Annotated in this window: 34 protein-coding genes and 3 tRNA genes; 21 read left to right on the top strand and 16 right to left on the bottom strand. The window is 66.0% G+C overall.

Going from position 1 to position 26,211, the window contains the following annotated elements; translation table 11 throughout:
- Nucleotides 1-12: 12 nt before the first annotated feature.
- Both MJO54_RS13795 and MJO54_RS13790 read right to left on the bottom strand, forming a co-directional pair.
- Nucleotides 13-83: transfer RNA gene (locus MJO54_RS13795), tRNA-Cys, on the bottom strand.
- 30 nt (nucleotides 84-113) lie between these two features.
- Nucleotides 114-186, bottom strand: a tRNA-Gly gene (locus MJO54_RS13790).
- Between the two features lie 158 nt (nucleotides 187-344).
- Between MJO54_RS13790 and MJO54_RS13785 the strand changes: the two genes are divergently transcribed.
- Nucleotides 345-416, top strand: a tRNA-Val gene (locus MJO54_RS13785).
- A gap of 191 nt (nucleotides 417-607) precedes the next feature.
- Here the strand turns inward: MJO54_RS13785 and MJO54_RS13780 are convergent.
- Nucleotides 608-1,747: a tyrosine-type recombinase/integrase gene (locus MJO54_RS13780; RefSeq protein WP_434085445.1), complete on the bottom strand. Its 1,140-nt coding sequence runs from the start codon at nucleotides 1,745-1,747 to the stop codon at nucleotides 608-610.
- Between the two features lie 180 nt (nucleotides 1,748-1,927).
- On the opposite strand from MJO54_RS13780, the gene MJO54_RS13775 reads away from it, so the two are divergent.
- Nucleotides 1,928-2,203, top strand: coding sequence for a helix-turn-helix domain-containing protein (locus tag MJO54_RS13775; protein WP_240175081.1), 276 nt, complete (start codon nucleotides 1,928-1,930; stop codon nucleotides 2,201-2,203).
- A gap of 32 nt (nucleotides 2,204-2,235) precedes the next feature.
- Here MJO54_RS13775 and MJO54_RS13770 read toward each other — a convergent pair whose 3' ends face one another.
- The 4 genes from MJO54_RS13770 to MJO54_RS13755 form a co-directional block, all read right to left on the bottom strand.
- Nucleotides 2,236-2,946 carry a hypothetical protein gene (locus MJO54_RS13770; protein WP_240175080.1) on the bottom strand — a complete coding sequence of 237 codons (711 nt, stop codon included), beginning with the start codon at nucleotides 2,944-2,946 and terminating at the stop codon, nucleotides 2,236-2,238.
- A 64-nt stretch (nucleotides 2,947-3,010) separates the two neighbouring features.
- Entirely contained in the window at nucleotides 3,011-3,439 is a 429-nt protein-coding gene (locus MJO54_RS13765) for a hypothetical protein (RefSeq protein ID WP_240175079.1), read from the bottom strand.
- Entirely contained in the window at nucleotides 3,436-3,975 is a 540-nt protein-coding gene (locus tag MJO54_RS13760; RefSeq protein WP_240175078.1) for a hypothetical protein, read from the bottom strand. The genes MJO54_RS13765 and MJO54_RS13760 overlap by 4 nt, the downstream gene beginning before the upstream one ends.
- Before the next feature lie 99 nt (nucleotides 3,976-4,074).
- Nucleotides 4,075-4,278: a hypothetical protein gene (locus tag MJO54_RS13755; protein ID WP_240175077.1), complete on the bottom strand. Its 204-nt coding sequence runs from the start codon at nucleotides 4,276-4,278 to the stop codon at nucleotides 4,075-4,077.
- A gap of 300 nt (nucleotides 4,279-4,578) precedes the next feature.
- Between MJO54_RS13755 and MJO54_RS13750 the strand changes: the two genes are divergently transcribed.
- From MJO54_RS13750 to MJO54_RS13715, 8 genes are all read left to right on the top strand, one after another.
- On the top strand, nucleotides 4,579-4,782 hold the full coding sequence (locus tag MJO54_RS13750; protein ID WP_240175076.1) for a helix-turn-helix domain-containing protein: 204 nt from the start codon (nucleotides 4,579-4,581) through the stop codon (nucleotides 4,780-4,782).
- Nucleotides 4,779-6,887: a hypothetical protein gene (locus MJO54_RS13745; RefSeq protein WP_240175075.1), complete on the top strand. Its 2,109-nt coding sequence runs from the start codon at nucleotides 4,779-4,781 to the stop codon at nucleotides 6,885-6,887. Before MJO54_RS13750 ends, MJO54_RS13745 begins: the two co-directional genes overlap by 4 nt.
- Nucleotides 6,887-7,267, top strand: a complete 381-nt coding sequence (locus MJO54_RS13740) for a hypothetical protein (RefSeq protein ID WP_240175074.1) — start codon at nucleotides 6,887-6,889, stop codon at nucleotides 7,265-7,267. Before MJO54_RS13745 ends, MJO54_RS13740 begins: the two co-directional genes overlap by 1 nt.
- Nucleotides 7,267-7,590, top strand: coding sequence for a hypothetical protein (locus MJO54_RS13735; RefSeq protein ID WP_240175073.1), 324 nt, complete (start codon nucleotides 7,267-7,269; stop codon nucleotides 7,588-7,590). The genes MJO54_RS13740 and MJO54_RS13735 overlap by 1 nt, the downstream gene beginning before the upstream one ends.
- 20 nt (nucleotides 7,591-7,610) lie before the next feature.
- Nucleotides 7,611-7,907 carry a hypothetical protein gene (locus MJO54_RS13730; protein ID WP_240175072.1) on the top strand — a complete coding sequence of 99 codons (297 nt, stop codon included), beginning with the start codon at nucleotides 7,611-7,613 and terminating at the stop codon, nucleotides 7,905-7,907.
- A 1-nt stretch (nucleotide 7,908) separates the two neighbouring features.
- Entirely contained in the window at nucleotides 7,909-8,253 is a 345-nt protein-coding gene (locus tag MJO54_RS13725; RefSeq protein ID WP_240175071.1) for a hypothetical protein, read from the top strand.
- A 17-nt stretch (nucleotides 8,254-8,270) separates the two neighbouring features.
- The gene (locus MJO54_RS13720) at nucleotides 8,271-9,122 is read left to right on the top strand and encodes a chymotrypsin family serine protease (protein WP_240175070.1); all 852 of its coding nucleotides are present in this window, start codon (nucleotides 8,271-8,273) and stop codon (nucleotides 9,120-9,122) included.
- 231 nt (nucleotides 9,123-9,353) lie between these two features.
- The gene (locus MJO54_RS13715; RefSeq protein ID WP_240175069.1) at nucleotides 9,354-10,412 is read left to right on the top strand and encodes a hypothetical protein; all 1,059 of its coding nucleotides are present in this window, start codon (nucleotides 9,354-9,356) and stop codon (nucleotides 10,410-10,412) included.
- Here the strand turns inward: MJO54_RS13715 and MJO54_RS13710 are convergent.
- Entirely contained in the window at nucleotides 10,409-10,744 is a 336-nt protein-coding gene (locus MJO54_RS13710; protein WP_240175068.1) for a hypothetical protein, read from the bottom strand. The genes MJO54_RS13715 and MJO54_RS13710 overlap by 4 nt on opposite strands.
- 124 nt (nucleotides 10,745-10,868) lie before the next feature.
- On the opposite strand from MJO54_RS13710, the gene MJO54_RS13705 reads away from it, so the two are divergent.
- Nucleotides 10,869-11,363, top strand: a complete 495-nt coding sequence (locus tag MJO54_RS13705) for a GIY-YIG nuclease family protein (RefSeq protein ID WP_240175067.1) — start codon at nucleotides 10,869-10,871, stop codon at nucleotides 11,361-11,363.
- 32 nt (nucleotides 11,364-11,395) lie between these two features.
- On the opposite strand, the gene MJO54_RS13700 is transcribed toward MJO54_RS13705, so the two are convergent.
- The 3 genes from MJO54_RS13700 to MJO54_RS13690 all read right to left on the bottom strand — a co-directional run bounded on the left by MJO54_RS13700 (nucleotide 11,396) and on the right by MJO54_RS13690 (nucleotide 12,297).
- Nucleotides 11,396-11,668 carry a hypothetical protein gene (locus tag MJO54_RS13700; protein WP_240175066.1) on the bottom strand — a complete coding sequence of 91 codons (273 nt, stop codon included), beginning with the start codon at nucleotides 11,666-11,668 and terminating at the stop codon, nucleotides 11,396-11,398.
- Nucleotides 11,669-11,840: 172 nt separating this feature from the next.
- Complete coding sequence (locus MJO54_RS13695) at nucleotides 11,841-12,014, bottom strand: hypothetical protein (RefSeq protein WP_240175065.1); 174 nt, start codon at nucleotides 12,012-12,014, stop codon at nucleotides 11,841-11,843.
- A gap of 70 nt (nucleotides 12,015-12,084) precedes the next feature.
- Complete coding sequence (locus MJO54_RS13690) at nucleotides 12,085-12,297, bottom strand: hypothetical protein (protein WP_240175064.1); 213 nt, start codon at nucleotides 12,295-12,297, stop codon at nucleotides 12,085-12,087.
- 495 nt (nucleotides 12,298-12,792) lie between these two features.
- Between MJO54_RS13690 and MJO54_RS13685 the strand changes: the two genes are divergently transcribed.
- The 3 genes from MJO54_RS13685 to MJO54_RS13675 all read left to right on the top strand — a co-directional run bounded on the left by MJO54_RS13685 (nucleotide 12,793) and on the right by MJO54_RS13675 (nucleotide 14,924).
- Nucleotides 12,793-13,131: a WXG100 family type VII secretion target gene (locus MJO54_RS13685; protein ID WP_240175063.1), complete on the top strand. Its 339-nt coding sequence runs from the start codon at nucleotides 12,793-12,795 to the stop codon at nucleotides 13,129-13,131.
- Nucleotides 13,132-13,134: 3 nt separating this feature from the next.
- Nucleotides 13,135-14,376 (top strand): C40 family peptidase, encoded by a 1,242-nt coding sequence (locus MJO54_RS13680; protein ID WP_240175062.1) that lies wholly within the window; start codon nucleotides 13,135-13,137, stop codon nucleotides 14,374-14,376.
- An 83-nt stretch (nucleotides 14,377-14,459) separates the two neighbouring features.
- Nucleotides 14,460-14,924: a hypothetical protein gene (locus MJO54_RS13675; protein ID WP_240175061.1), complete on the top strand. Its 465-nt coding sequence runs from the start codon at nucleotides 14,460-14,462 to the stop codon at nucleotides 14,922-14,924.
- A 23-nt stretch (nucleotides 14,925-14,947) separates the two neighbouring features.
- On the opposite strand, the gene MJO54_RS13670 is transcribed toward MJO54_RS13675, so the two are convergent.
- The gene (locus MJO54_RS13670; protein WP_240175060.1) at nucleotides 14,948-15,850 is read right to left on the bottom strand and encodes a DUF3800 domain-containing protein; all 903 of its coding nucleotides are present in this window, start codon (nucleotides 15,848-15,850) and stop codon (nucleotides 14,948-14,950) included.
- A 325-nt stretch (nucleotides 15,851-16,175) separates the two neighbouring features.
- Between MJO54_RS13670 and MJO54_RS13665 the strand changes: the two genes are divergently transcribed.
- The 3 genes from MJO54_RS13665 to MJO54_RS13655 all read left to right on the top strand — a co-directional run bounded on the left by MJO54_RS13665 (nucleotide 16,176) and on the right by MJO54_RS13655 (nucleotide 17,804).
- Nucleotides 16,176-16,748 (top strand): recombinase family protein, encoded by a 573-nt coding sequence (locus tag MJO54_RS13665; protein WP_240175059.1) that lies wholly within the window; start codon nucleotides 16,176-16,178, stop codon nucleotides 16,746-16,748.
- A complete protein-coding gene (locus MJO54_RS13660) occupies nucleotides 16,745-17,221 on the top strand; it encodes a hypothetical protein (RefSeq protein ID WP_240175058.1) in 477 nt (158 codons plus the stop codon). The genes MJO54_RS13665 and MJO54_RS13660 overlap by 4 nt, the downstream gene beginning before the upstream one ends.
- Nucleotides 17,222-17,342: 121 nt before the next feature.
- Entirely contained in the window at nucleotides 17,343-17,804 is a 462-nt protein-coding gene (locus MJO54_RS13655) for a hypothetical protein (protein ID WP_240175057.1), read from the top strand.
- 131 nt (nucleotides 17,805-17,935) lie between these two features.
- Here the strand turns inward: MJO54_RS13655 and MJO54_RS13650 are convergent, their stop codons facing one another.
- From MJO54_RS13650 to MJO54_RS13635, 4 genes are read right to left on the bottom strand one after another with little or no spacing between them, the layout of a single operon-like run.
- Nucleotides 17,936-18,196, bottom strand: coding sequence for a hypothetical protein (locus MJO54_RS13650; protein ID WP_240175056.1), 261 nt, complete (start codon nucleotides 18,194-18,196; stop codon nucleotides 17,936-17,938).
- A 25-nt stretch (nucleotides 18,197-18,221) separates the two neighbouring features.
- Nucleotides 18,222-19,142, bottom strand: coding sequence for a helix-turn-helix domain-containing protein (locus MJO54_RS13645; protein WP_240175055.1), 921 nt, complete (start codon nucleotides 19,140-19,142; stop codon nucleotides 18,222-18,224).
- Nucleotides 19,143-19,152: 10 nt separating this feature from the next.
- Nucleotides 19,153-20,253, bottom strand: a complete 1,101-nt coding sequence (locus MJO54_RS13640) for a UDP-N-acetylmuramate dehydrogenase (RefSeq protein WP_240175054.1) — start codon at nucleotides 20,251-20,253, stop codon at nucleotides 19,153-19,155.
- Nucleotides 20,254-20,279: 26 nt separating this feature from the next.
- Complete coding sequence (locus MJO54_RS13635; protein WP_240175053.1) at nucleotides 20,280-20,546, bottom strand: hypothetical protein; 267 nt, start codon at nucleotides 20,544-20,546, stop codon at nucleotides 20,280-20,282.
- A gap of 165 nt (nucleotides 20,547-20,711) precedes the next feature.
- Between MJO54_RS13635 and leuA the strand changes: the two genes are divergently transcribed.
- From leuA to MJO54_RS13615, 4 genes are all read left to right on the top strand, one after another.
- Nucleotides 20,712-22,535, top strand: a complete 1,824-nt coding sequence (gene leuA / locus MJO54_RS13630; protein WP_240175052.1) for a 2-isopropylmalate synthase — start codon at nucleotides 20,712-20,714, stop codon at nucleotides 22,533-22,535.
- Between the two features lie 213 nt (nucleotides 22,536-22,748).
- The gene (locus MJO54_RS13625) at nucleotides 22,749-24,494 is read left to right on the top strand and encodes a DNA methyltransferase (RefSeq protein ID WP_240175051.1); all 1,746 of its coding nucleotides are present in this window, start codon (nucleotides 22,749-22,751) and stop codon (nucleotides 24,492-24,494) included.
- Nucleotides 24,495-24,522: 28 nt separating this feature from the next.
- A complete protein-coding gene (locus tag MJO54_RS13620; RefSeq protein WP_240175050.1) occupies nucleotides 24,523-25,011 on the top strand; it encodes a DUF4365 domain-containing protein in 489 nt (162 codons plus the stop codon).
- Nucleotides 25,008-26,171, top strand: a complete 1,164-nt coding sequence (locus MJO54_RS13615; RefSeq protein WP_240175049.1) for a hypothetical protein — start codon at nucleotides 25,008-25,010, stop codon at nucleotides 26,169-26,171. The genes MJO54_RS13620 and MJO54_RS13615 overlap by 4 nt, the downstream gene beginning before the upstream one ends.
- Nucleotides 26,172-26,211: the final 40 nt, after the last annotated feature.

Genomic DNA, 26,211 nt, shown 5'->3' with positions numbered 1-26,211 from the left:
GCCTTGGGACGGAGGTGGAGACGGGAATCGAACCCGTGTGCACGGCTTTGCAGGCCGTTGCCTCACCACTCGGCCACTCCACCGCAAGGGGTTGATGCCACTTGACACCCTCGAGCGGATGACGGGATTCGAACCCGCGACCCTCACCTTGGCAAGGTGATGCGCTACCAACTGCGCTACATCCGCGTGCCTCGGGCGAGATCGTCGCCCGGTGCCTGCAGAACATTAGCGGAGACATGTGAGACAGCACAACTCCGCATGTCAGCACGGCGATTCGCCTGAAAGGCGGCCTGCGCATTGATACTTAGCGGGTCCGGCGTGCTAGTGTTCGTCCTCGTTCATCCGGTCTCGTAGCTCAGGGGGAGAGCGTCCGCCTCACACGCGGAAGGTCGCTGGTTCGATCCCAGCCGGGACCACAAGAAAGCCACCTGGTGACGGGTGGTTTTTCTCGTTTCTGGGCGCATGCCACGTGTCGAAAGTTGACACAATGTGACACATCAGCTTTGTAATCCATCTGAGCCGGAGCTGGCCAGCTTGATCGGTCGGGTGGTTATCCACCTGCAGCGGAGGTGACACGGTTCGTGGCACCCTTCCGTTCAGGCGGTGGCTATTTCGCGGTGTTGCCGCGGCCGGAGACGATGCCGCCGATGGTGGTCGCGGCAGACGCCAGAGCGTCGTCATTCGAGTGCGCATAGACGGACAAGGTGAACCGGGCATCGGTGTGGCCGAGCCAGGCCGCGATCACGGCCGCCGGAACTCCGTTCAGGTGCATCAGGGTCGCGCAGCTATGCCGCGCGTCGTGCAGTCGAACGTGGGGGAGTTTTGCGCCGGCCAGAGCGTCACGCCACGCGTGCGTCACCGTGTCGGGGTGCGGGGGAGAACCGACGCCGTCGACCACCACCATTCCGCTGCCCGGCCAAGCTGACCCGAGCTGCAGTCGCAGCGCCTTCTGCCGGGTGCGTTCACGACGTAGCGCCGCAGCGAGGTCGGGAGGCATGGGGAGGGTGCGGATGCTGCTCTCCGTCTTCGGAGAGCCGGTGCTGGATCCGCCTTCGGTGGCGAGCCTGGCGGCTGTGATGCCGAGCGTGTTTGTTTTGAAGTTCACCGCGGGCCAGTCGAGTGCCAGAATCTCGCCCCGCCGCAGTCCGTAGCAGGCGAGCTCCCACGCGATCCAGAACGGGTCGTCAGCGGTGGCCTCCAGCAGCTGCTTCACCTGCTCGGCGGAGAGCGTGTTCAGGGCTGGACGTTTTGTGGGGATCGGCTTGACCAAGGCGGCGACGTTCCGGACCAAGATTCCCTGATTCACAAGGTCTTCGAAGATCGATCGGAGCCGGGCGAGCATCGGGTTGACGCTGTTCGCTGACCAGGCGGCGCGAATCTTCTTCCTGCCCTTGGTCAGCTTCGTCGCGCCACGCCACGTGCCCAGCGGCGATTTCCCGGCCTGTAGCGCCTTCACCACCGCCTCGATGTCGGCTTTGGTGATGCTCTGCACAGTCCGGTCGCCGAGGTGGTCGACTACGGGACGGAGCGCGGTGATGTAGGCGCTCATCGTTTTCGGCCGGATTCGCTGGCCGTCGAGCCACACCTCGACGGCCTGCTGCACCGTCAAGTCGGCGGGCGCAACGTGCGTGCCGCGACTGCGGTCGGCGGTGATGCCGGAGTGGTAGTCCACCGCTTGCTTGAGGTTGCGGAACCGGCGACGCGACTGCTTGCGTTTGCCATCAGCGCCGGTGGTCTCGACGCGCACCTCATAGCGCCGCCCGCTGGGCAGGTCCAGCACAGTCACGTAATCGGGGATGCGCGCCACGTGCATCAGCGTGTCACCCGCAGGCGACAGCTGGGCGGGGAAGTGCGTGAAACACGCCGTACTTCGGCGTGTCGCGCGTTCTCGCTGGACCCGGGTCCCGGCGACGGCGACCGTAGCCGCATGGACACCGACGCCTTGGCCGCCGCGCTGGCGCAGCTGCTGCGCGCATCGCAGGCACCGGCCACGCCGCCCGCCGCGGACCTGCCAGTCATGCTGACGGTGGATGAAGCGGCGTCGGCGATGCGGGTATCACGGTCGCTGGTTTACGGGCTGTTGCGCGACGGGAAGCTGGCTGGAGTGAAAGTCGGTCGGCGGCGGCTGATCTCACTCACCGAAGTGCAGCGGTTCCTAGCCAGCGGCGGTGACGGCGCCGATTCGCGTTTGCGGGCGGTGTAACCGCGTTGCCCTTCAGGCCAACAGTCGATGCGTCAGCGTGTGCGCCCAATACTCTCGTTGTTCGGCCACGCACCGCTGAACTCCGGGAGCGCAAGCAGCGACTGATGATCGCGTGACTGCAGTGCACCGATTACGGCGTGGTGTTCTAGGTCGTATTCGGCGTTGATCCAGACCAGCGAGCGGTCTATCACCATTCGAAGTTTCGCGGTGTTTTCGTCACACGTAGTAGCCATCTGCAGGACCGCGCAACGAACGTCGATGACCTTCGGCTCGCATCCGAGTTGCGCGATAAATGCGATCGGGTGGGCCTGCATCCAGTCATTGTCGTCGTGCGCGATGTTCTTGTTGCGAAGGTGCCGAAGCCAATCGAACGTCTCGCGTTCGGGTCCGGTACCGCCGAAGATACTGTCCGGGCTTAGTTTCTGGCGGGCATTGCTGGACAAGAAACACTTCATCGCCGTGTTGAGCGCCGAATGCCAGATGGCCGTGGCCGTGGACGTCGGCGGTGCGTCGGATGTTGCAGGACGGTGGCGATCCAACTCGTCGAGGAACTCCCACGCCGCCGACAGGTCAATTCGGTGGAGCGCCAGGTCAGTAAGGCGCTTCGCGAGGTCCTCGGGAACGCGGACTGCCTTTGTTGTCTCAGGAACCCCCTGGAACTCAATGAGGTTGTTTCCGGTGGAGTCAGCTGGATGAACGCGGATACCTGAGAGCTCCACAATCGGTTGGTCGGCATTGGTCATTCACTGAGCCTGTCAGCCGTAACAGATAGCTCCACGACTAGGGCAGAACAGCCGGCGCCGACCATCACCGCCCCGGGCGGTACAGATGCACAGCGAAAAACGGCTGACCCACCAGCGTCGGCGGCTGCAGGCTGGCGATCGCCAATTCGAAGTCGCCGGGGGACAGCGCCGCCTGCCGCTGCGCTTCAGCCACGGTGTCGAGATCACCCAGCCATTCCTGATCGCCGTGGCGGTCGAGCTGCTGGACCTCGATGAGGCTCAGCCCAGCGGTGGTCAGGCCGCCTTCGTAGCCGCTGGTGAGCAGCGGTGTCTCCGGCGGGATGTACTGCAGCCTTTCCAACAGCTCACCTACGGTCTTCACGGGGCCGGTGGGGATCTCGGTGGAGTACTCGCTTTCCCCGCTTTCGTCGCCCGGGATGAGGCAGCGGAACCAGATCAGCTTGCCCGCGATGTCGGCGGTATCAACGATGCGGTGTTTGGCGTTGTCACTCACCGCGTCTCCTCCCGCGCCGCGATCGCCTGATCGTCCTCCCAAGACAAAGTCACCGCTTCGACCGGCGAGCCGACCGGCGTATCGACGACCCTGGTTCCGGCCGACACATAGATCCCTTCACCGCGCGGGTGCCCACGCCGCTCCTGGAGCGTCGCTGTGCCGATCCGCACCGTTCCGTACCCTCCATGTGGCGCCCGGGTCACCACGGGGCGATCAGGGCCCATTTCCTGCAGTGCTGCGATGAGTTCGCCGACCGTCGTTGGCGGCTGATCGGGCAGGTCGCCGGAGACGAGGGCGGGATCGGTGTCGGAGATCAGCAAGACGCGCTGCGGGGAGCCGTGCAACTCGACCGTTTCGATCTGGCTGGCCACGTACGCAAGCCGCGGTGCGCCAGTGCCGATGCGGATCATCACCGGCCGCGTTGGCGGCCAGTGCTCGGTGTCGGTCAGCGCATGCAGCCCGTCGACGGTGATGAAAGGGAAGCGGTCGCCGGGAAGCAGCTCAGGCTCCGGGCAGCTACAAGAGAATTCGCTCACCTGCTCATCCTCCCCGCCGCCACCGACACTCGCAGCTGCATTCACCGCAACAGCCCCAGCCGCTTTCAACTGCGGCCGGGGCTGCTCGGTGGGGGTGGGTCAGCGGTCGAGCCGATCCAGTGACTGGATGCCGGCGCAGAGGCCGCTCCACACGGCGTCGGCAGCCGCGGTCTTCACCTCATCTGACAGCGAATCCGCGTCGTCGAGGTCGAGCACCTCGACCCCTCTTACCGCTGCTGTTGCCAATGCCGCCACGGTCTCGATCCGGTCTCTGATTTCCATGTACTCAGCAGTTGCAGTCATGCCGCTGAGGATGCGCCCGAATCTGTTGCGCCGCAAGCACGGTCAACGCCCCCGTGCCACGCGGCGTGGCACCGATCCGGCAACGGGTGCTGTCCGTGCCGGATGCCGTGCCGGGTGCGCCCGCCGTGGCGGGGCGGCGAATCGGGTGCCGATGCCGGCGCGGTTGCCGGGCGCGGTGCAGGGCGGGGATGCCGTCCGAAACTTGCACTGTGATGCTGGTCACAGTGGCGCCGCGGAGGGGGGTGTTTCGAAACCGCGCCGCGTGCCACGCCGCATGGAAATCGGTGCTACACCGTGCGCATGGAGAAGCAGCGAGGTATCCCAGGCAGGTTCTTCGCGTATCGGATCCCCGACACCGATGGGCGTCGGGCGGTGGCCCGCCGCGTACAGGCTGGCGAGCCGATCGACGAAATTGCGGCGGAGTTGGGAATCAGCACGAGCACGGTGAGGCGTTACAGCTTCGAGTTCGCCGGCGAGTTCGCCGAGGCAGGAGTCGGACGGTGAGCGGGCCGAGGCATGTCGATTCTGAGCGGATCATCGACGCCGAAGAGGTTCCGCTGCCGAAGGATGCCGGCGGCAAGGGCGGGGTGAATGGCGCCGCCGGTGCTGCGAAGGCCACGGCCACGAAGCCGCCGCCGCCGTACACCGCGCCGGACTGGGTGAAAAAGGTGCCGGGCCTGTACAAGAGCCAATGGCAGGTCAGCGGCAAACTGGCAGATGCCGCTTCGAAGAAAGCGCCGGTTCTGTTAGGCAGTGCCGCAGCAAAATTCGGCATGCGGGCGCTGCCCGTGGTGGGCAGCGTGGCCGCGGGAAGCCTGGCGGTGAAGGACTTTGAGCGCGGAAACATCGTCGGCGGCGCCCTCAACCTCGTCGGGACCATCCCTGGGCCGATCGGCTGGGTCGGGATGGCCGCCGGCACCGCCTGGGATGCCACCCACGGCGGTTCTAGCTCCACCTGCGGTGAGTGGGAGCCACCGGATGGCGTGAAAACTTTTATGCTGCCCGCTGCCGCCGCTGAGGTTGCGAAGGTCGCGGACACGGCCCTGGCCGACGCCAACAAGAAGGTCTTCGCTTTCAAGGATGGCCCCAGCGGCACCGTCTGGGGCCAGACCCCGCCGGATCCGCTGAGGTTGGACACGGCTGAGGTCAAAGCCGCGACGGATGCCTGGCTGAAGGGCATCGCCGACACGTTTGCGCAGCTGGACCGCCAGCTGCAGGGCAGCGGTGAACCCTACATGCTGCGCGCTCGCAGTCAGCTGCAGAGCCACTTCGCCGCGATGGCGAAGTTGCCGTCTCAGACCGAGAAGATCATGGCGGAATTGAAAGCCGCGTCGGACGCCGCCGAGCACGGGTACGAAGCGGTCACGAAAACGAACGGCAACATCCGCCGGCAGCTGGCCGGCGGATCCGTGACCGACCCTGGCGCGGCCACCAGTCTGGAGTCGGCGATGAAGCAGGTGACCACCACGATGAAGGCCTCGAACGAGAAGCTCTCGCAGCTGTTCAGCCACAGTCCCGTACCGCCTCTGGCGCCGGGCGGGGCGGCGTTGGTCGGCAATCGCAAACCAGTCGCGGTGCCGATGCCGAAGCCGGCGATGCCGACGGTTCCCGCCGCACCTGCTGCGCCGCCAGCCGCCAAGACGCCGGAGAAGCAAAGCGACATCGACAGGCTGCTGTCGCAGCTGGGAAAGCAGGCGATGCCGCAGATGCCGACCGTTCCCCACATGGGCGGCGCCCCGATGGGCGGCGGGTCCCCGCTCGGCCACGGTGGTGGCGCACCGATGGGTGGCGGGTCCCCGCTCGCCCCGCAGGGCAAGAAGCTCGTCGACGACGGAGATCGTAAGAAGCTCGTCGACGACGACGAGAAGGCGGAGAAGAAAGCGAAACTCAGCGGCGGTGACGCGGTGCAGCAGAAGGCCGCCGCTCCGATTCCTGGCGCCGCGGATGCCACCGGCCCCGCCGCTGCTGGCAAGTCCGGCGCGAAACCCGCTGCTGCGGAGCTGAAGCCGAACACCGAGGTAGACGTCAAGGGCCACAAGTCGGTATTCCCCGACCCACGAACCGCAAAGTTGGCGCAGCTCTTGGCCGCGGCTGACCCGGCGCACCCGCTGAGCCTGGCCGACGCAGCTGCGCAGGCCGGGCTGGTGCCGCCGACACCCGGACAGGACCCAGGCCAGCAGGTGGCGCCGTCAGATGCCAAGCCGGGAGACATCCTGGTGGCGGGCGACCACAGGTATCTGCTGCTCGGCGACGGCCAGTTCTACGACACCGAGGCGTACACCGTGGTCTCGGCGGATCAGCTACCGCGCGACATGGGCTCGCGCGCAGGCTATTTCCACTTGTTAGATCCAGCGCAGGGCGGCGCTGCGACTGGTCCTGTCTCCGGGCAGGCGCCCGCCAGCGTGTCCTACCCGGTGCCGGGCGGCACCGCGCAGACAGGGGTGCCGGCCGATGCCAGCCCGAGCGGCGTGACGTCCGCTGGGACGCCGGGTGTGCCGGCGCAAGGTAACGGCGGCGGGCCGGCGAACGCCGGCGCCACTGACACCGGGTTGAAGGAATCCGTTCCGTCGGCGGCACCGTCGGCGATGGACGCGAAGGTGGTGAAGTGATGGCTCAGAAGATTCCACCGATCACGGGTGCAACCCGCGATGACCAGATATTTATGCACGCGGTCGGCAGTGCCCTGGCTTGCGCCGGGCAAGGCACGGTGGTGCAGCTGGAGCTCCCGCCACGGCAGCCGTCGCCGCTGGCTCAAAAGCAGGTAGTGGCTCAAAAGTTGGCGGCGGTGATGACGGACATGGAGAAATATCTGCGGGCGCTGCGGGCGCCGGTGAAGCGGATGCCGCAGGCCACGACAGGCCGCATCCTCGTCGAGCGAGGAGAGGTTTACGACGCTGTGGCCCGCACCTACACCCCCGGACCGGGGTTCGTGACCATGGTCAACGCGATCGTGGTCGACGCCCAAGCCGAGATGGAGAAAGGGAACTGATGGGTGACATCGAAGTGCATAGCTGGGAGGGGTTTAGGGGCGTGCTGGCCCAGCTCAATGGGTTGGCGCAGCAGATCCCGGCTAGGCGCGATGCCGGGAGCAAGGTCGCTGCTGCGACCGCCGAGGCGGCCGCGGGAGAGGACGGCGCCGCCCCGGTCTACGGGACGACGCTGACGGCGTTGGGCAACTGCATCGAAGGGTGCGGGACGCATGTAGATGCTGCTGCCGCTGCGGTGCAGGCGGTGCTCGCGGAGTTGGAAATGCTGGTGAACGGGATGCAGGACATCGATAGCACTGGCGCGCAGGAAGTTCAGAACGTCTAACCGAGAGAATGAGAAAGAAAGTGAGCGCGGAGCAAATAGCAGCGGTGGCGCCGGAGATCGGCGTCGGCGATCAACGTACGAAACCCGCCGAGCTGTGGGAAGCGATCGTCGGGCTGCGAGCAGCGAATGCCGCCGTGGCCGCATCCGGCGGGGCGCAGACGATCCAGGCAGCCGCGGAGCACGTCGAGCGGCTGGCCGCGGCGCTGCACAAATATCTGGTTGAGCTGGTGGAATTCGACCTCTCGTTCGTTCCGGGTAAGTCGTTGCCCGACGAGTGGGCGTTGCCGACCGAGGAACTGGCGGGGGAGGAGGGCTGACATGACCGGCGAGAAGAAAGTCGAAGTCAAGGACTTCGGCCGGTTCAATCGGAAACTGTCTGACATCGAAGCGGCGTACGCACCGCTGCCCGACGCTGCTGCGGAGGCTCGACGGCACGGGGAGGAGGCCGCCGCCGGTGCAGCTGGGGCGACCGGCTCGGTTGCTGGAGCGATCGCCGAGTTCCTCACGGCGGTGAGCGGAGCGATGACCGAGGCGGCCGATGCAGCAGATGCGGCGCACGCACATCTGCGGTCGACAACGCTTGACATGCGTACCTGGAACGGCGGTCTCGAAGCGATCCAAAATGCCAGGGCGGCAAACATCTCGGCTACGCCTGCTGGCTGACGTGGGATGATGTACAGATGATCAGTCGTGCGGCAGTCTCTGTTGCCGCCGCTCTCGCAGCAGCGGCGGTAACCGCGCTGTCCGCTGGCTGCAGCGCGACGGTCGCGGGAGAGGCGCGGCCGTCGAGCGAGCTGAAGGCCGCGGCCCTGGAAGATGTTGCTCCGGTTGCGGATCAGCGGGTGTGGGTCGATGTCACCGGTCAGGGCGTGTCGATGCCGCGCGATTCACTGGTGGGCACCCAGTACAGTTCCTCACCCCGTCCCGGAGCGACTATCACGCACGACACTGTCGACGGACGCACCGTTGGATGCACAGTTGGCCCTGCTATCACCGCCGGTGACCGACAGGGGTTCCTGACTGCAGGCCACTGCGCGATGAATGCCACCGGGCCTCAGCAGCTCACCGGGCCTGATGGTATGCCGGCACACGACCTCGGTGTGGCTGTCGATGCGGCCGACAGCGATGGGATACCTGATCCCGCCACCGGTTATGCAGACGATTCGGCTGTGATTTGGACGCCGACAGGAGCCCGCGCATCGATTCTTGCTGGAACTTGGCCTGTAGCTGGAACGTTGATGGCATCTGAGGTGCGCGATCTTCCGATGAAGACGCCGATCTGCTTCTACGGAGCTGTGACGGGAATTGCGTGTGGACCCCTGCTGAGCGCGACAGATCCGGGTGGTGTGCATTTCGCGCGCACCGCTAAGGGCGGGGATTCCGGTGCCGCAGCGTTCGTCGTCGATGCCGATGGATCTGCGTGGTTGATAGGGATCATGGCCAGCAGCGACGATCACAGGCTGGCATCGACTGCCACGTATCTAGCCCCAGCCCTGGACCGCCTTGGCGCTGAGGCGATTACCGCCCGATAAGTCGCGCCGGACACCCGCTGCGGGGCGTTCCGCTGGAACAATAGGGGCATGAGCGAGTTCCAGGATCCTGACTTCACCGCTGTACGAAACGTTGGACAAGCGCGTCAGGTCGGTACGAGCACCGGCGGTGTGGAGGGCGGCCTTCAATCCGGCGCGAACGGTATTGCAGCCGAGGGGGACAGCGACGGCCTCACACGCGCTGTCGACTCGCTTCACCAGGGTGGGCAGGAGGTGGGCCGCACGACCGCGGTGGCTTATGCGGTCGGCGCAGCCGGGAACGAAGCCGCACAGTTGGCAGCCCATTGGGAGGGTTCGGCCCCCAAAGACGCGGACATCGACGCTGCCGATGCCGCTAAGGCTCAAGCCCTACGTGCGATGCAAGCTGCGGAAGAACTGGGAACCCCCGCTCAAAAGGCATCTACAGCGGCAGCGGCGAAAGCGGCGCTGCAGTACGCGAATACGTTGAGGGCGCAACGCGCCGAAGCGGATGAGGCCTTCGTGACGGGCATGGCGACATTGACCACCAAAGTTGAGCAGCAGCGGCAGGCGAACAGTCATAGCAAGATCGATGGCACGCGGCCTCGCTTGCCTGGAATCTCCAACAGCATCGGATCCCTCAAGCCCCCAGCATTTTCGGCACCATCCACCCCCGCACCCGGAACCCCCGCTGCCCCACGCACTCCGGCTGGTGCCGCGCCGTCCACCCCTGCCGGCACAGCTCCCCGAACCGACCTGTCGAAATCGGAGATGCCGACGATGCCGCAGGTCCCGCAGGGTCAGCAACAGCCCCAGGCCCAGCCCCAACAGCAGCAGGGCCAGCACCCGCAGGCAGCAGCTGGCGGTGCCCCCACCGGAACACCGACACCGAAGGCCGCTGACAAACGCCGTGACAGCGGCGACAGCACCCCCACCGGCCTGGCCGGCGCCATCGGTGCTGCCGGTGCTGGCGCGAGCCCGGTGGGGGTGCTGTCGCCGCGGGCCACGAACCCCGGCTACAGCGTGAAAGACCTGGTCACGGGCACCAACGTCACCGGCCGCCCATCGCCGCAGGTCAACCTGTCCGGTGGCATGCCCTCCACCGCGCCCGCGCAGGCCGCCGGCACCGCGGCCGCGCCTGGGGGCATGGGCGCACCGATGGCGCCGATGGGCGGAGGCATGGGTGGTGCCGGCAAAGGTGCCGGCCGTGAGGCGCCGCGGATCGTGCAGGCGGCGGAGCCATACGACGACGGAATCGTCCCCGGCGGGACGATCCTGAGAGGCGATGAACCGCCGGAGTCAAAAGCCAGCTAGCGTCGCTCACCGCTGCTCGGCATGTACACCTCACCCGCCGCCCGATCGCGGTAGTGCTCAGCGTCTGCCACCGCGCGGACCCGCACACCGCCGACCCGCACCGTCGCCCCCTCGGTGGCCAGCGTCTGCAGCTGCGCCCGGGTGAGAAAGACGGTGCCGGGCGTCGCGACTGCCTCGGCCGCGCCGGCGGATTCGACGGCTGTCACGGGGATGCGATGCGGGTCAGGGCTGATCAGGGTCCTGGCGCTGAGCGGATCCGAGAGTTTGTCTGTAAGCGCGGTGATGTTGCGCGCCGTGAGTTCCATGGTGTCGGTTTCAGGGATCCACTTCATGCCTGCAGTCTGCGCAGGGAGACCGACAGATCGCGTCTGGGGCGCGGGCAGGGTGCACCTCGTTTAGGTTCAGTGAATGGACGCAACACTGGTGCTAGCGCAGTTGTCGGACCGTCGATCTCGCTTGGACCTGCTCGATGCCCCAGCAGCATCCGGCGTGTATGCGTTCTTCATCCGTGACGGTGCCCTTCCTGGGCTCCAGTGCGGATCCGGAGAGTGTCTTTACATCGGACTGTCGTCGAATCTCGCTCAGCGGGAGTTCGAAACCCATTTCCGTGCGGGCGGCAGCGGATTCTCCACGCTGCGTCGATCACTGGGCGCGCTGCTGATCGATGAGCTTGGTCTCCAACCTGAACCGAGAAGCGCCGGCACCAGCGAAACCAACTACCGCAACTATCGGTTCGACGAGACCGGCGAAGAAAGGCTCAGCGCCTGGATGCGCCGACACCTTGACGTGGCCGTGCATCCCGCGGCGGATCCCAAACCGCTTGAGCGCGAACTGGTCGCAATGGCCGGGCCGCCGCTGAACCTCACGCATTGGAAAAATCCGGACGCGCTGATGATCAAAGCCGCGCGCAAGCGCTGCGCTGACGCAGCCCGTACCGCCCGGCGACAGTGACGCTGCGCTTTCACGAACGGTCGAGACGCAGATTAGTTCTCGCTCGGGACCGTGATCGACGCCGGCTCCGCCTGGATGCGGGCGATCGTCGCCAGCTGCCGGTCGGTCAGCTGGTCAGGTGCCTTCCCCTGCATCATTAACGCGGCCCAGACGGTGTCTTTCATCAGGCAATTGCCGCAGGTCCGCGGTGAAATCACGCCGAACGCGCCCATTCGTGGCGGGTAATCCCAGCCAAGCTGGAAGGCCTCGTCCGGCGTGAGGATCTCTTCGCGGCGGCAGATTTCGCAGTGGTGGATCAGCTTCATGCTCCGCAGTCTGCGCCGCCGCACCGACACCCTGCGTGCTGCGGCGCGGTCAGCCGCTGGCGCGGGTCGGCGCCGCCGTCCGCACAACACGCAGCCGGTAGCGCTGGCCGTCCACCGCAATCTCTAGGTCCTCGATGCTTGGACCACTGGTGTACCGGCTGACCGTCGCGGGTCATCGGACGGTCTCAGCGCTGATGTAGCAGGCCGATCCGTCGGCGAATTTCACCGTCAGCCTGGTCCAGGCGTCGGGGCGGCCGGACGGATCGGTGATCACCTCGGCGACGGCGGGGTGGGCGGCGCCGGTCACGGCGTCGGCGAGCAGGGAATCGATCGCGTTGGTGGGCACGGCGGTGATCCTGTCACCGACTGGTGACAAGCTGGAGTACGGGCCGGGGTACCGGCCGGCGGAGGCGTGATCAGCCGCCCACCACTTCGTTCACGATCCGCTGCAGTTCCTCAAACGTCACCTCATCGGTGCTGTACCAATGGCCGTCGCACGACCACGTCGCCAACGGCGCCCGCTCCAGGAGCGCGTCTGTCGCGGCGTCGAGCTGCTCACCGGTGGCACCGGCCGGGGCCAGTGGCGTGACGACGAAGCGGTGGATCTGCGCGCGGGTCGGTGCGTCCATGCCGGGATCGTGCACGATGTCGGCGGGGGAGCAGGTGCGGAGCGCGGGTGGGGAAGTGGGCTGCGGGCGGGATGAGCGCGGTGCGGAACCTACCGCCGTTTACCCGTCCCCGGATGGCCGAGTGCCGTAATTCTGATTTCAAAATCGTCACGACTGTCAGGTAGGGGCTTCTTGGCGTTCTGGGGCTTTTGCACTGGGGGTCGGCCCACGCCCGGGCACCCCTCGCCAGTGATGCCCACCCTGTGCCAGGGAATAGTCTGGCCCTTAGGTTTTAGGGGAAAGAGCTGGTAGCAGACTTGGCACTTGCCCTTCGCCTGCCGCTTTCTCACCATGGCGCCCTTCGATCGATCGACTACCCGCGCGACCCATGGACAGATTGCCATGTGCTGCCGACCGTTGCTGACCGTTTCTCGGCGGGCGCGTCCCCCGGTCGATGCCGATTCGTCGACCGCAGGTGACTAGCGGCAGCCGAGAAGCGCTGTTAACTTTCTGGGCATGGCTTCAGTCCCGATCGATCCCGCGAAACTCGCGGTTCGCCCGGCGCTGCTGGACAGCCACGCCACCCACGTGGCCAACGCCACCGAGGTGTCGCGCACCTTCGCCGCTCGTCACGCCGGCTACGTCGGCGAATGCGTCGCGGCTTGGGCCGGGAGCTCCGCGGAAGCCCTAGCTGAGCTCGGTGCGCACTGGGAGACGACCGACGCGCGGCTGCATGGGCGGATCAGCGCGTTCTCCGCGGCGATGTCCGAGGGCGGCCGGCTCTACATGGAGATGGAAGAGCAGCACGCCCACCGATTCACCGTGCTGGTTCCCCGGGCGCCCAGCGCGCAATAGCCGATGACGATCACCACCGACGGCATCGAGAAATGGAATCTGGGAACCCTGGACACGGTGTTCGAGATCGCCACGGAACGCTCCGCGCGCAAAGCTGACTTCGGCGCGACACTGGATGCGGCGGGCAACGGGCTCAAAGACTGGGAAGGCAAGGGCGGCGACGCCTTCCGCCAAGAGCTCGGCAAGCACCGCGTCGACATCACCGACCAGCAGGTCGAGGCGACCGCGATCGCCAACGCGTTCTCCTACGCGCGAGCTGAGGTCGCGGCGTGCAAGAGCGAGTGGGGCGCCATCAAATCTGCGGCGGCCAGCAACAACTGGTCGATCAGCCCGACCGGGCAACTCAGCGGGCAGGTCACCGAACGCAACCGCGACGCCTTCGACGCCCTGCAGCGCCGGCTGACGAAGCTCATGAGCGAGGCCGACCAGACCGACCGCGACCTGGCCACCGCGATCCGCGCCGTGGTCGGTGACACCAAACTCACCCCCGACGGCCGCCCGATCTACGGCCCGCCGATGCCGAAAGACGAGGGGCAGGGCAAGGAGACCCCGGCGGATCAGCTTCCGCTGCCGGCCAAGAACGGTCAAGTTCCCTCGCCGACTGTCGGAACGCGTGACAACGCCTCGCCCGACGTGAGCCGCCATCTCGCCGACAACCTGCACCCCTCACCGCTGCTGTCCGGATTATCGGCGCAGGAGTGGCGTGATCGACTGGCGAACTTCAACCCGGGCGACCCGCTGCCGGACCCGCGCACACCGACTGGTGATCCGGCGATCGACGCCCTGGCTCACGCGGCGAGCCAGCAGAACACCACCTACGCCTGGGGCGGCAACCAGTCGGTCGACGGCCCCACACGCGGTGTTCCCGACGGCGGCGACGCTGACGCATACGGAGATACGAACCGCATTGGCTACGACTGCGGCGGCCTGGTCCGCTACTCGGTGCAGCAGGGCGCCGGCTTCGACACGGGCATGGGCACCAACGCGATCGATACCAACTCAACCTTCATCCACCCGGACGGCGGGGGTGGTCTGAGCAGCGGTCAAGCCGCCGCTCAAGCGCAGGCCGGCGACGTACTTGTCTTCGGGGGATCGGGCGAATACCCGGGAACAGGAACTCATCACACCGGCATCTACGTCGGCAACGGCTTTATGATCCATGCTCCCGAGTCAGGTGCACCGGTAAGCGTGGGTTCGGTCGGCACTGGACGTGGAAATACGAACATCCTGAGGTTGCCATCATGAGACTTGCAGTGGCGCTCGCCATTCCTTTCGTCGCCGTCTTGGCGTGCAGTTCTCCCAACGAACCAGCGAAAGCAGATCCCAGCGTGAACGAGCAACAGATCATCAACCGTCTGACCAACGACATCTGGCCGGCCGTGAGTTTGTACAACCTGCAGCCCTCCCAATCGAGTCCCGGCGCCGAGCAGTTTCGCGCCGTTATCGACCCCAATCTCCGGTCCGGGGACACCGGCGCTGCCTACACCGATCTCCGCAGCGCAGCACGGCAACTAGGCCGGCAGGGGGAGTACGACCCGCAGGCTCGCACCACCCACGGCAACGACGGGATGACCGTCGCCCACGCGCAGGTCCAGTCAGCGCACGACCACGCTGCCGTGCTCAATGTCTGCTACACCTACACCCACTGGTGGTACGAAAACATCGCCGACACCCAGCGTGCCCCGGGAGCATCAGAAGCCACCCTCGGCCTGGTCAACGTCGACAACACCTGGTACCTGCACAGCATCAGCGATGATCACGTGGTGCCGGGCTGCGGAGCCGTGAATAGCTGACGGCGGGGATCAAGTGCGTGCGGCTATCGCCGCCGTGCGCGCTCCGCAGCGGCTTTGATCCGACGGAAATAGTCGAAATGTCCTTCGCCGAGGAGGTGTCCGTTCGCAGCTGGGTGCACCGGCCGGTGGCGCTTGAAGATCTCTGAGCGGTGCAAGTCCTCAAGTGATCGGTGCCAGAAGCGGAGCTTCGACTCATAGGTAAAGGCTCCCCGCAGTGAGCTCAGGGCGGAGTCGTCGGTGATCCAGAGATATCGCGAGGCGGCGATCAGCTGGTAGTCGATCGCCCGCGTCACGCAGGCCGCTACCCAGTCCGCGAACTGGATGTTGCCGCTCAGCTTGCTGTCGACGTGCATCGGTGGTTCGACGATCAACTTCATCTCTTGATAGTCGGATGCGCGGCCGAGTATGTGCCCGTACATCTGCTGCAGGCGCTCGATGCGGGTCTTCTCGTTGATCTGATCGATCATCACGAGGATGTTCGTATCGCTCTTGCGCTGCGCATGCCGGGCGAGCCGATTCAGCGCTTCTCGCATCGCCGCTGTCTCACGCGCATCGGTATCGAGATTGGTCTGTTTCGGTGTCCCGAGCGGCTTCTCATCTGCGTAGTAGAACAGTGCGCCATCAAGACTGCGCAGCTGCGAAACGAGGCTGTTGAACACTCGAACCTGGTGAGGGAACTGCTTCAATGTCCCGGGCCGAAAGATTTCCGCGCCTTTTCGCTCGAAACACGATGGGTCGCTGTCGCCGATCTCGGTCTTGAACATAGTCCGCTTGTTCGCGGTGAAGGCCGCACCGAAACGACGTGCGTTAGCGGCAGGGATGACAAAGCCGGCATAGCCAAATGCAGGACTCGTCCTGAACCTCGGATGATCGTGGGAGACGAACGCTCCTGTCTCCCCGATCTCATCGATGTAGGCGAGCAGCATGGACGTCAGTATCTCAGCTTGACTGGCCGCGGAAAGCGTAGAACCCCGCACCTCTTCAGGTGCGGGGTTCTCGAATTAGCGCTCGGGGAACTATTTCATCCCTAGCTACTGATTGGGAGGGTAGGCGATCAAGTGCACGGCGGCAAGTCTGATCTGGGTCGGGGGCCACGACCGGACTCGCTTTGACTGTCTAGCACGGGTGTACCCGTGTTAGACGGATGTGGCAGACGCGCGACCTGGGGTGATGTTGTCTAACAAGGGTGGTTGACGCATTGTTAGACGAGTGTCTATCATCTTCTAAGATCCTAGTTAGAGGAGAGTGGCGATGGGCAACGGGCAGACCGTCGGCTACGTCCGCGTTTCCACCCTCGACCAGAACACCGAGCGTCAGCTCGACGGCTTAGCGCTCGACAAAGTGTTCACCGATAAGGCCAGTGGCAAAGACACCAATCGGCCGCAGCTCGCCGCCGCCCTCGAATACGTGCGCGACGGCGACACCCTCGTCGTGCACTCGATGGACAGGCTTGCCCGCAATCTGGAAGATCTCCGCCGCATCGTCCGCGAGCTCACCGGTCGCGGTGTCCGGGTCCAGTTCGCCAAGGAGAACTTGACGTTCGCCGGAGACGACTCGCCGATGAGCACGCTGCTGCTGTCGATGCTCGGCGCGGTGGCGGAATTTGAGCGGTCGATGATCCTGGAGCGCCAGCGCGAGGGCATCGCGATCGCGAAGGCGAAGGGCGTCTACAAGGGCCGCAAGCCAGCACTATCCGACGACCAAGCCGCTGAAGTCGCGCGGCGGTTGGCCGGTGGTGAGGCGGCGACGGCGTTGGCCGCCGAGTTCGGGGTGTCACGAGCGACGGTCTACAACTACCAAGCTGCGAAGAAAGGAAACTCATGACCACCACCGAATCCACCGAAGCCGCCGAGCTGACCCGTGCCGAGAAAGCCGCCGTGATCGCCGGGGCTGGCGGGATCGCCGCCGGGATCTCCCACTTCACCGGCAACAGCACCGTCGCCTTCATCGCCATGGCGTGCCTCGGGGTCGCCGCCGTGATGGGGTTCAGCGCCGGCTGGTTCGTCGGGCTCACACCGCTGCGGTCGGCGCCGGCCGCCCCGTCCGCGGGGCTGGTAGGCAGCCGGATCAGGTTCGGCGGCAGCGTGTTCACCGTGCTGGATGACGCAACCCCGTCCGCGGCGGCAGCGCTCCGCGGCGGCGGCCGGTGTTCGGTGATGGCGGTCGACGGCGGCGGGCGGACCGGCGTTCTGTTCCTGGAACTGGACCCGCACGGCGCGGTGGTCGCAGCCGCGACTGCGGAGCTCGACTGGGCGGCGGCGGGAGCTGTCAGCGAATCGAATTCAACCCATTTCTGACCAAACCGGGCAGATACCCGGGCACCTGGAGTGTTGCCGCCAGCCTCTGCGGGGAGGTTGCGCCACCATGGCGATTGACAGGCGACACGGTGTCGCTCGCTTCTCACGCACAGGGGTTTAGATGAACCGCGATGACAATGCCGAAACTGAAGTCGCCAAACTGCGTTCCAAGATCAACTTGCTCGAACGAGAACTATGGGCGGTCGTAATCGCGTTGGTCATCGGCTGGGTAGTGATCGGGCTGTGGCTGACTTTTCAAAAGCCGCCTCAGCCGACTGCTGGCGACTACACCGAAAGCGAGCTGCTGCGCGAAGGGCCGCATTGCTACGGTAGCCCAGAGGAGATGGCTGCCGCTCGCCAGCGTGCCCTTGCCGCCATTGACCGGCAGGAGTGGGAGCGGAAGCACCTGGCCGCTCTGGATCCACGGTCGGACAAAGAGATTCAGATGCACGGTCCTTCAGTGGCTCCGCCCGCCACCGTGCCGTCCATCGTCAAGATCGGCACTCCACCTGACGCATCGGCTGATTTCGAAGTCGACGCGTCCAGATGCTTCAAGGTCATCTATTCACCCCGGTCCCGATGACCAGCGGCCCGTGAGGCTGTGACCGCAGATGTGCCCGTGGTGGAGCCGACCCCCGAGCTGCTGGCGCTGCTGCAGATCGCAGATCAGCAGATTGAGCGGGGCCAGGTGCAGCCGCGCCCCGCGCGGGCGGATTAAAGGGTCGGCGGCAGTTCCACGTCCCGCACCGTCCGCGGCCGGTGAGCCAGCGCGTCGCGGGCGATCGTGAGCAGCGTCTCGACGTCGCCGCGGGTGTAGACGAAGCCACCCACAGCCGTCGCGCCAGCAGCGTCGACCACCGCGATGTGACGGCCCCTGACCTGCACCGTCACACCGGCCGGCAGCGGCGTCTGCTGCAGAGCTTCCGCCACCCAAGCGGTCAGCCGGCGGGCGTGACGGTGGCGGAGCAGGTTCACGGTGAGTCCTTCGGCGGTGGGGCGGTCACCTGTGCCGGCGCAGGTAGTCGTCCAGGTCAACGTCCGCGAATGTCCGCGTCACCCGCGGCGCCGGCAGCGCCGTCGCGTGGATCCCCAGTGTCTCCAGCACGTCAAGCAGCTGCTCCAGTTCCGTCGCCGCGCAGCGTCGGCCCGCCTCCACGTCGGCGACGAACTGCTGCTCGACACCTGCTTTGTGTGCCAGCTGGGCCTGCGACAGTTTCAGCTTCTCGCGGCCTTCGCGAACCGCTTCAGCCAACACGTCGAGCCGGTTCAAGAACCGGCGGATCGGTGGCGGCGGACGTTCCGCTGCCAGCTCCGCCGCCAGTTCTTTCGTCAGCGCCTTCTGCGCGGCGATGCTGGTCTGGCTGGCAGTGCGGACCCGGTCGCGGATCGTGCAGACGGCAGCTGCCGCATCCGGTCCGTCACGGCGGGTCAGCGCGGCCGTCAGACGCTTCGCGGCGCCGTCGAGGACGAGGTGCACGAGGTAGGAGTCGTCCGGTCGAGGCGGATCGACGGCGGCCTTGATCCGGTTGAACTCGGATTCGGTCAATCGGCCGAGGCGGTAGCCGTACTCCACGTCGGACCAACTGCCCCGCTTCATCCCGTCGAATGGGTACGGTGCGAACTCGTCGGCCGTGTGCGGGAACTCGATCAGCGCCTGGATCAGCTGCTCCCGCGGTGAGCCGGTGAGCCACACGCGGGTGATCATCTCCTCCGGCGTCACCTCGACGCCGAGGAACGCCGCGTCGCGCAGCAGGCGCTCGACAGCCGGCTCGTCGACGCCGAGCTGCTCGGCGATCTGCGCCGGCGACTTGCCTGCCTCAGCGGCCGCAGCCGCTGCCCGCCGCTGATCGGTGCGGGCCAGCTGCTCGACGGCGCGGCGGTGCACGGTGACCAGTTCCTCAGCGGTGAACGGCGTGGTCATGGCTGCGACGCTACGCCGGGGGAGTGACAGCGAGAGCGTTCCGGAGGTCGGCGGCGACCGGCAGCTGTGTCCGCTCCAGTGCGCACCCGACGAAGTCGCACTCCGGCCGCAGTTCCACCCCGAACCGCTCCCACACACCGTCGCGGATGTGGCTGGCGAAGGCCATGACCTCCGCGGTGGTGGCGTCTGCGCGGTTGGTGATCGCCAGGGTGTGTTTGCCGGACAACCGGACCCGGCCGGAACCGAAGTCCGCACCATAGCCGCGAGCGAACCCGGCCTGCTCGATCAACCACGCCGCGGACAGTTTCACCCCGGCCGCATCCGGGTAGGCCGGGACGCCGGCCGCGGCGGCGGGAACCTCCGGCAGCACCGGATTGACGAAGAAGGAGCCGACACTGCGGGTATCGGGATCCGTCGGGTCGATGACCATCCCTTTAGACCGCCGCAGATCCAGCACCGCCTCGCGCACGGTGGCCGCCGGCACCACGGTGTCGACCGCGACATCCAGCTGTTGTGCCAGACCTTCGTACGCCACCGTGACGGTGTCGGTGGCCGGGAGCCGGAACGTCACCTGCAGTACGACGAAGCGGCTGTTGCGCTTGAAGATTGAGGTGCGGTTGCCGAACGCGCAATCAGCAGCGACGATCGTGCGCACGCGCCGCTCATCGCGGTCGTAAACGGTGACCGCGGTCAAGAACTGCGCAGTGGTGGCCCCGTAGGCGCCGACGTTCTGGATCGGGGTGGCGCCGACCGTGCCGGGAATGCCGGACAGCGGCACAAGCCCCCCGCGGCCGGCGGCGAGCATGGCCGCCACGAACTCGTCCCATTCCTCGCCGGCCTCCACGGTGACCAGGTCACCGTCGACGTCGACACCGCGGGTGCGCACATGGATGACCGTGCCGGCGAACCCGTCATCGGCGACAACCAGGTTCGAGCCGCCGCCCAGGATCAGCATCGGCTGGCCCGCAGCGTCGGCGTCGCGCACCGCGTCGATCAGCACGTCCGTCGAGGTGATCGCGAGGTACCTGGCGATGCGACCACCGGTGGCGATCGTGGCCAGCGTGGAGAAGGTAGGAGCGGTGGATGTCCTCTCGGCTGGGTCGCGGCGCATGCCGCCGACGCTACCGCCGCTTACCGTCACAGCCGGATCCACAGCCCGTCACCGTCACGGGTCAAAAACCCCCGGACGTCGCCGGTCCGCCGGAACCGTTCCAGCTGCTCCTTCTCGGCCGGCGTCAGCGGATCCGCCAGCAGTGCCGCTCTGCCCGCCCACCGGGCCAGCACCGCTTGCATATCGGTGCCGGCGGCGGACAGCTCCGCGTCGAAATCCGCCAGCTCGGCGGGGGAGGCGGCGTCGGCGACCAGGTTTCGGATGGTGTCGACGAGGGCGGGGGTGGGGGTCACGGTTCGATTCTGCGCCAGGGAGCCGACAGGGGAGCTACTGTGGCCGCCATGCAGCGGGTGCTCCTTCTCGAACGCCGCGACGGGGTCTGACCAGGACCGGCTTCCCGTCGCGGGTTTCGACGACGCGCCGGTCTGAATTCCTTTTACAGACCCGGAGCACGCATCATGACCACTTTCTCTTCCACCTCGGATTCCGTTTCCTCGGACGCCTTCACGTCCACCCGCACCATCACCACACCCGCGGGGCCTCCCAACCCCGGCCAGCCCACCTGGAACCCGCAGCGCGGCTCGGCAATGCCGGTCCACCGGTACCGCAGCTTCGCCGACGAGGTCGAGAACATCACGCTGCCCGACCGCACCTGGCCTGACCGTGTCATCGACCGCGCTCCGCTGTGGTGTGCGGTGGATCTGCGCGACGGCAATCAGGCGCTGATCGACCCCATGGGTCCGGCCCGCAAGCGGCGGATGTTCGACCTGCTGGTGGCGATGGGCTACAAGGAGATCGAGGTCGGCTTCCCCGCCGCGAGCCAGACCGACTTCGACTTCGTCCGCGAGATCATCACCGAGGGTGCGGTGCCGGATGACGTGACGCTGCAGGTGATGACGCAGTGCCGGGATGCGCTGATCGAGCGCACCTTCGAGGCGTGCGCCGGCGCGAAGAGCGTGATCGTGCACTTCTACAGCTCGACGTCGGTGCTGCAGCGCCGGGTGGTGTTCCGCGCGGACAAGGACGCCGTGCAGGAGATCGCCGTCAACGCAGCTCGAAAGTGCCTGTCCGAGGCGGCAAAGCACCCCGGCACCCGCTGGCGTTACCAGTATTCGCCGGAGTCCTACACCGGAACCGAACTGGCCTACGCCAAGGCGGTGTGCGACGCGGTGGGCGATGTCATCGAGCCGACGCCGGACAACCCGATCATCTTCAACCTGCCGGCGACGGTGGAGATGGCGACACCGAACGTCTACGCCGACTCGATCGAGTGGATGAGCCGCAACCTGAAGCGTCGCGACTCGGTGATCCTGAGCCTGCACCCGCACAACGACCGCGGGACCGCGGTGGCCGCCGCGGAGCTGGGCTATGCGGCCGGGGCGGACCGGATCGAGGGCTGCCTGTTCGGCAACGGCGAGCGCACCGGCAACGTCTGCCTGGTGACGCTGGGGCTGAACCTGTTCTCGCGTGGCGTGGATCCGCAGATCGACTTCTCCAACATCGACGAGATCCGCCGCACCGTCGAGTACTGCAACCAGCTGAACGTGCCCGAGCGTCACCCCTACGGCGGCGACCTGGTCTACACCGCGTTCTCCGGAAGCCACCAGGACGCCATCAACAAGGGCCTGGACCAGATGAAGGTCGACGCCGACGCCGCCGACTCCGACGTCGACGACATGCTCTGGCAGGTGCCCTACCTGCCGATCGACCCCCGCGACGTGGGCCGTACCTACGAAGCGGTGATCCGGGTCAACTCGCAGTCCGGCAAGGGCGGCGTGGCGTATGTGATGAAGACCGACCACGGCCTGGTGCTGCCGCGCCGGCTGCAGATCGAATTCTCCCGTGTGATCCAGCAGCTGACCGACGGGGAGGGCGGCGAGGTCACGCCGAAGGAGATGTGGGACGCCTTCGCCGACGAGTACCTGAACCCGATCCGTCCGCTGGAGCGCATGCACCAGAAGCTGCTGGCCGCCGAGACCGACGACGGCGCCGACCGCATCGAGGCCGTGGTGAAGGTCGACGGCGTGGAGACCGAGATCACCGGGGCCGGCAACGGCCCGCTGGCCGCGTTCGTCGATGCCCTGTGCCAGGTCGGTGTACATGTTCATGTGCTGGACTACTCCGAGCACGCGATGAGTGCCGGCGAGGAAGCCCAGGCCGCGGCGTACGTGGAGGCGTCCGTGGGCGAGCGGACCGTGTGGGGCGTGGGGATCGCACCGTCGATCACCACCGCGTCGCTGCGGGCGGTCGTCTCCGCGGTGAACCGGGCGGCGGGGCGGTGAGGTGGCGGGGCGAGTAGGGAAGCTGCTGAACGGGTCGATGCCCGATGCCGCCCACTTACTACAGCGGATGACGCCGACGCCGACGCGTCGCCGTGCGTCGATGCCGCCTACTGAAACCGGCCCTTAGAAACGGAAGCCGCGGGGACTGGTGGTGTGGCGGGTAAGACGGCGAGTTGCCAGGGGACCGTCGCGGGTCATGTCTACCCTGCTTGAGTGGCCTCAGGAGACGCGGACAAGAACCAGCTGTACTTCGGCGACAACCTCCACGTCCTGCGCAAGTACGTCGCAGACGAGTCGGTAGACCTCGTATACCTGGACCCGCCGTTCAATTCGAACCGCAATTACTCGGTGATCTTCAACAAGCACGGAGAGGTCGACGCCGCGGCGCAGATCGAGGCGTTCGAGGACACGTGGCATTGGACCCCGGACACGGAGACAGAGTTCAACGCATTTGTCACCACGGCGGCCGGCAGTGTCGCCGATGTACTTACCGCTTTCCGCACGATGCTGGGTGAAAACGACGCGATGGCGTATCTGGTGAACATGGCGCCCCGGCTGGTGGAGCTACACCGTGTGCTGAAACCGACCGGCTCGCTGTACTTGCACTGCGACCCGACCATGAGCCACTACCTGAAGGTTCTGCTCGACGGAATTTTCGATGTTCGGTCGTTCAAGAACGAGATCATCTGGCGTCGCACGGGAGCGCATTCACCTGGCCGCAAGTTTGGTCCGATCCACGACGTGATCCTGTTCTACACGAAGGCTCAAGGCACGGCTGGCTTCTACTTCAACCCCCAGAAAACGCCGTACACCGTGGAGCACGTCAAGTCCCGGTATACCCAGCAACCCGACGGGCAGTGGAAGTTCACCTCCGGCGGCAACATCCTCACCGGGTCCGGCATCCGCGAAGGCGAGTCGGGGATGCCATGGCGTGGCGTGGACCCTACGTCGAAGAACCGGCATTGGGCGATCCCGGGCTACGTCGACGAGCAACTCTCCGACGACGAACAGCAGCTTGGTGTTTTGGACAAGCTCGAAGCCGCTTACCAGAAGGGCTTGATTGAGATCATTCCCGGCCGCGCCTGGCCTGAACCGGTGCGCTATCTCGACGATGAAGGCGGCTCGCCGATGGGCGACATCTGGGCCTATCAACCCGGAACCTCCGGTGTTCTCGCCGGCACCGCCGACAGCATCGACTCCGACGTGGCTTACCTCGGCCCGACATCGCCGGAGCGGCTCGGCTACCCCACACAGAAGCCGATGGGTCTGCTGGAGCGAATCCTCAAGTCTTCGTGTCCCGAAGAGGGTGTGGTGCTCGACCCGTTCTGCGGCTGCGGCACCACGATCGACGCGGCGCAGAAGCTCGGTCGGCGATGGATTGGTATCGACATCACCTACATCTCGGTGGACCTGATCATCAAGCGGCTGCAGCACACCTACGGCAACGACATCACCCAGACGTTCGTCACTGCTGGAATCCCACAGGACTACGCCGCTGCGCACGCCATGTTCACCAAAGACGCCTTCGAGTTCGAGCGATGGGCCGTGTCACTAGTTGCCGCGCAGCCCAACCAGAAGCAGGTCGGTGACAAGGGTGTCGACGGCGTCGGTCGGTTCATCCTCGGCCGCGGTGAAGTCGGAAAGGTCCTGGTGTCCGTCAAAGGAGGTAAGACGATCAACCCGGGCATGGTCCGGGACCTAGCTGGGACCGTGAAAGCGCAGGGCGCGCAACTCGGAATCTTCATCACGCTGGCTCCGCCCACGAAGGGTGTCACGGACGCGATCAACCACGGCGGTGTCTGGAAACATCCGGCCAACGGTGAGGTTTTTCCTGTGCTGCAACACGTAACGATCAAGGATCTGATGCAGGGCAGACGCCCGAAGTTGCCGACCATGTATAAGCCGTACATCGAGGCGAAGAGACAAAAGGTCGCCGCCGAGATGGACAGCCTGTGGTGACCACTGCGGCGCTGCCGGGGCGATCCGAATGAGCCGGCTGGGACTCGGCCTGGACGGCGCGAAATCCCGCTACAGCCAGGCGTACCTCTCGGCGATCTGCTCGCAGTCGGGGCATACGCTGCAGGAGGGCCGACAAGACGAGGACTGCTGGGCTGTCGACACGACCGTGGATCTGACTGCCGCCTCGGTGCTAGTCCAGCTGAAGTGCACGTCTTCCCCGAAGGGGACGCGCAAGGGGGATTACCGGATTCCGCTTAAACAGCACTGGGTCGACAGCTGGTCAGCGAAGATGGTTCCGGTCTACGTGATGCTGGTTGTCGTACCCCCGGGACAAGATGAGTGGATCGAGCAGGGTGACGGGCAGACGGTGCACCGGACTCATGCGTACTGGGAGAGGTTCGACCCGAAAGCGCACACCAAATCCATCGTCCTGCCGAAGAATCAACGCTTCCAAGCGTCGACGCTTACGACCTGGGAGACCCACTTGAACGATGTCTTCGCGGGAGGTGCAGCATGAGCGAAAACGGCATTGTGCGCCTTGATGACACGAACGCCTGGTTGGCCGCCAACGGCTGGCATCAGGTGTCGGAAGGGCGTGGCGGGTGGTTGTGGCTGAACAAGGCGCGGGGCCGCGAGGTCGGAGTTGTCCGGAATCTTGACGTCGACGAGCAAGCGCAAGACGGCCTCGTCAGCCGGCTCGCCGATGCGCACGGGCGTGAGGCCCTCGACATCCGCAGGGAACTCCAGTTTTGGAGCATTGACGTCACCTACATGCGAGCTGCGAACGACGAGATCATCGTAGACACGATCCCGCTTAACGCTGGTGCCACCATGACGGAGTCGGCCCGCCTGATGTTCCGTTCAGCCGCTTCCGCGGCGTTGCGGCTGCGCCCGGTGATCAAGGGCGGATACTCCGTCATCGGCGATCGGGTTGCGGACACCGTGCGGATGGGGCACACGATCAAGGGGTCGTACATCATCCCGGTCGAGGTGCGCGTGGGAGACGCCGAACCGACCGAAGATGAGAAGGCTAAGGCGGATGCAGGTCAAGATCCCATCTCGGGTTGGGAGAGTGCAGCGACAGTCGAGTCGTTGGAGCGCCGCATGACGCGGACATTCGCGCAAGCAATGGCTGCAGTGCATGAAGAAATCGTTGAGCAGGAGCGGCTGCCGAAGGGCGACGCACTCTTGCGGCTGGTATCGCAGGGGGTGACAGCCGAGTTCGTCGATGCCGTAGCACGGGTACTCGACCACAGCTCGGTTTCTCGGCTGGACACTACATTTCGGTGGGCGCAGGCGCAGCCGGCGCCGCGGGACGTCCGAGAAACAGTTGTGATCCCGTCCGAAGCGAAAGACAAGATTCGTCGGGCCAGCGTGGAGCTCCGCTCGGGCAAGGTGCCACGGGTGGAGGTGTTCACCGGTCCGGTGGTTCGCCTGTCCCACGAACCAGAAGAGCGCACGACCGCATTCGCCATCCGCACTGTCCGCGGAGGTCGAATCTGCCGCATCGAAGCTGTGACGGCGACCCCGATAGCAGAGGTCACACAGTGGATGCGTGACGGGACAACGATCCAGCTTCAGGGGGCGGTGCAGCGTGGCAGCCACGGTCTTCACATACCAAAGGCCAACGTCGCGGCGCTCGTCCACCTTCCGAGTCAGACGGAATGCGACAGTTGATCTGCCCGCACCGCGGCCGCGTCCTCAGCCGCACCGTACC

It is taken from the genome of Mycolicibacter virginiensis (assembly GCF_022374935.2).
GTDB classification, from domain to species: domain Bacteria; phylum Actinomycetota; class Actinomycetes; order Mycobacteriales; family Mycobacteriaceae; genus Mycobacterium; species Mycobacterium virginiense.
Note: the sequence above shows the minus strand (reverse complement) of the source record. Positions and strands in the feature narration are given on the sequence as shown.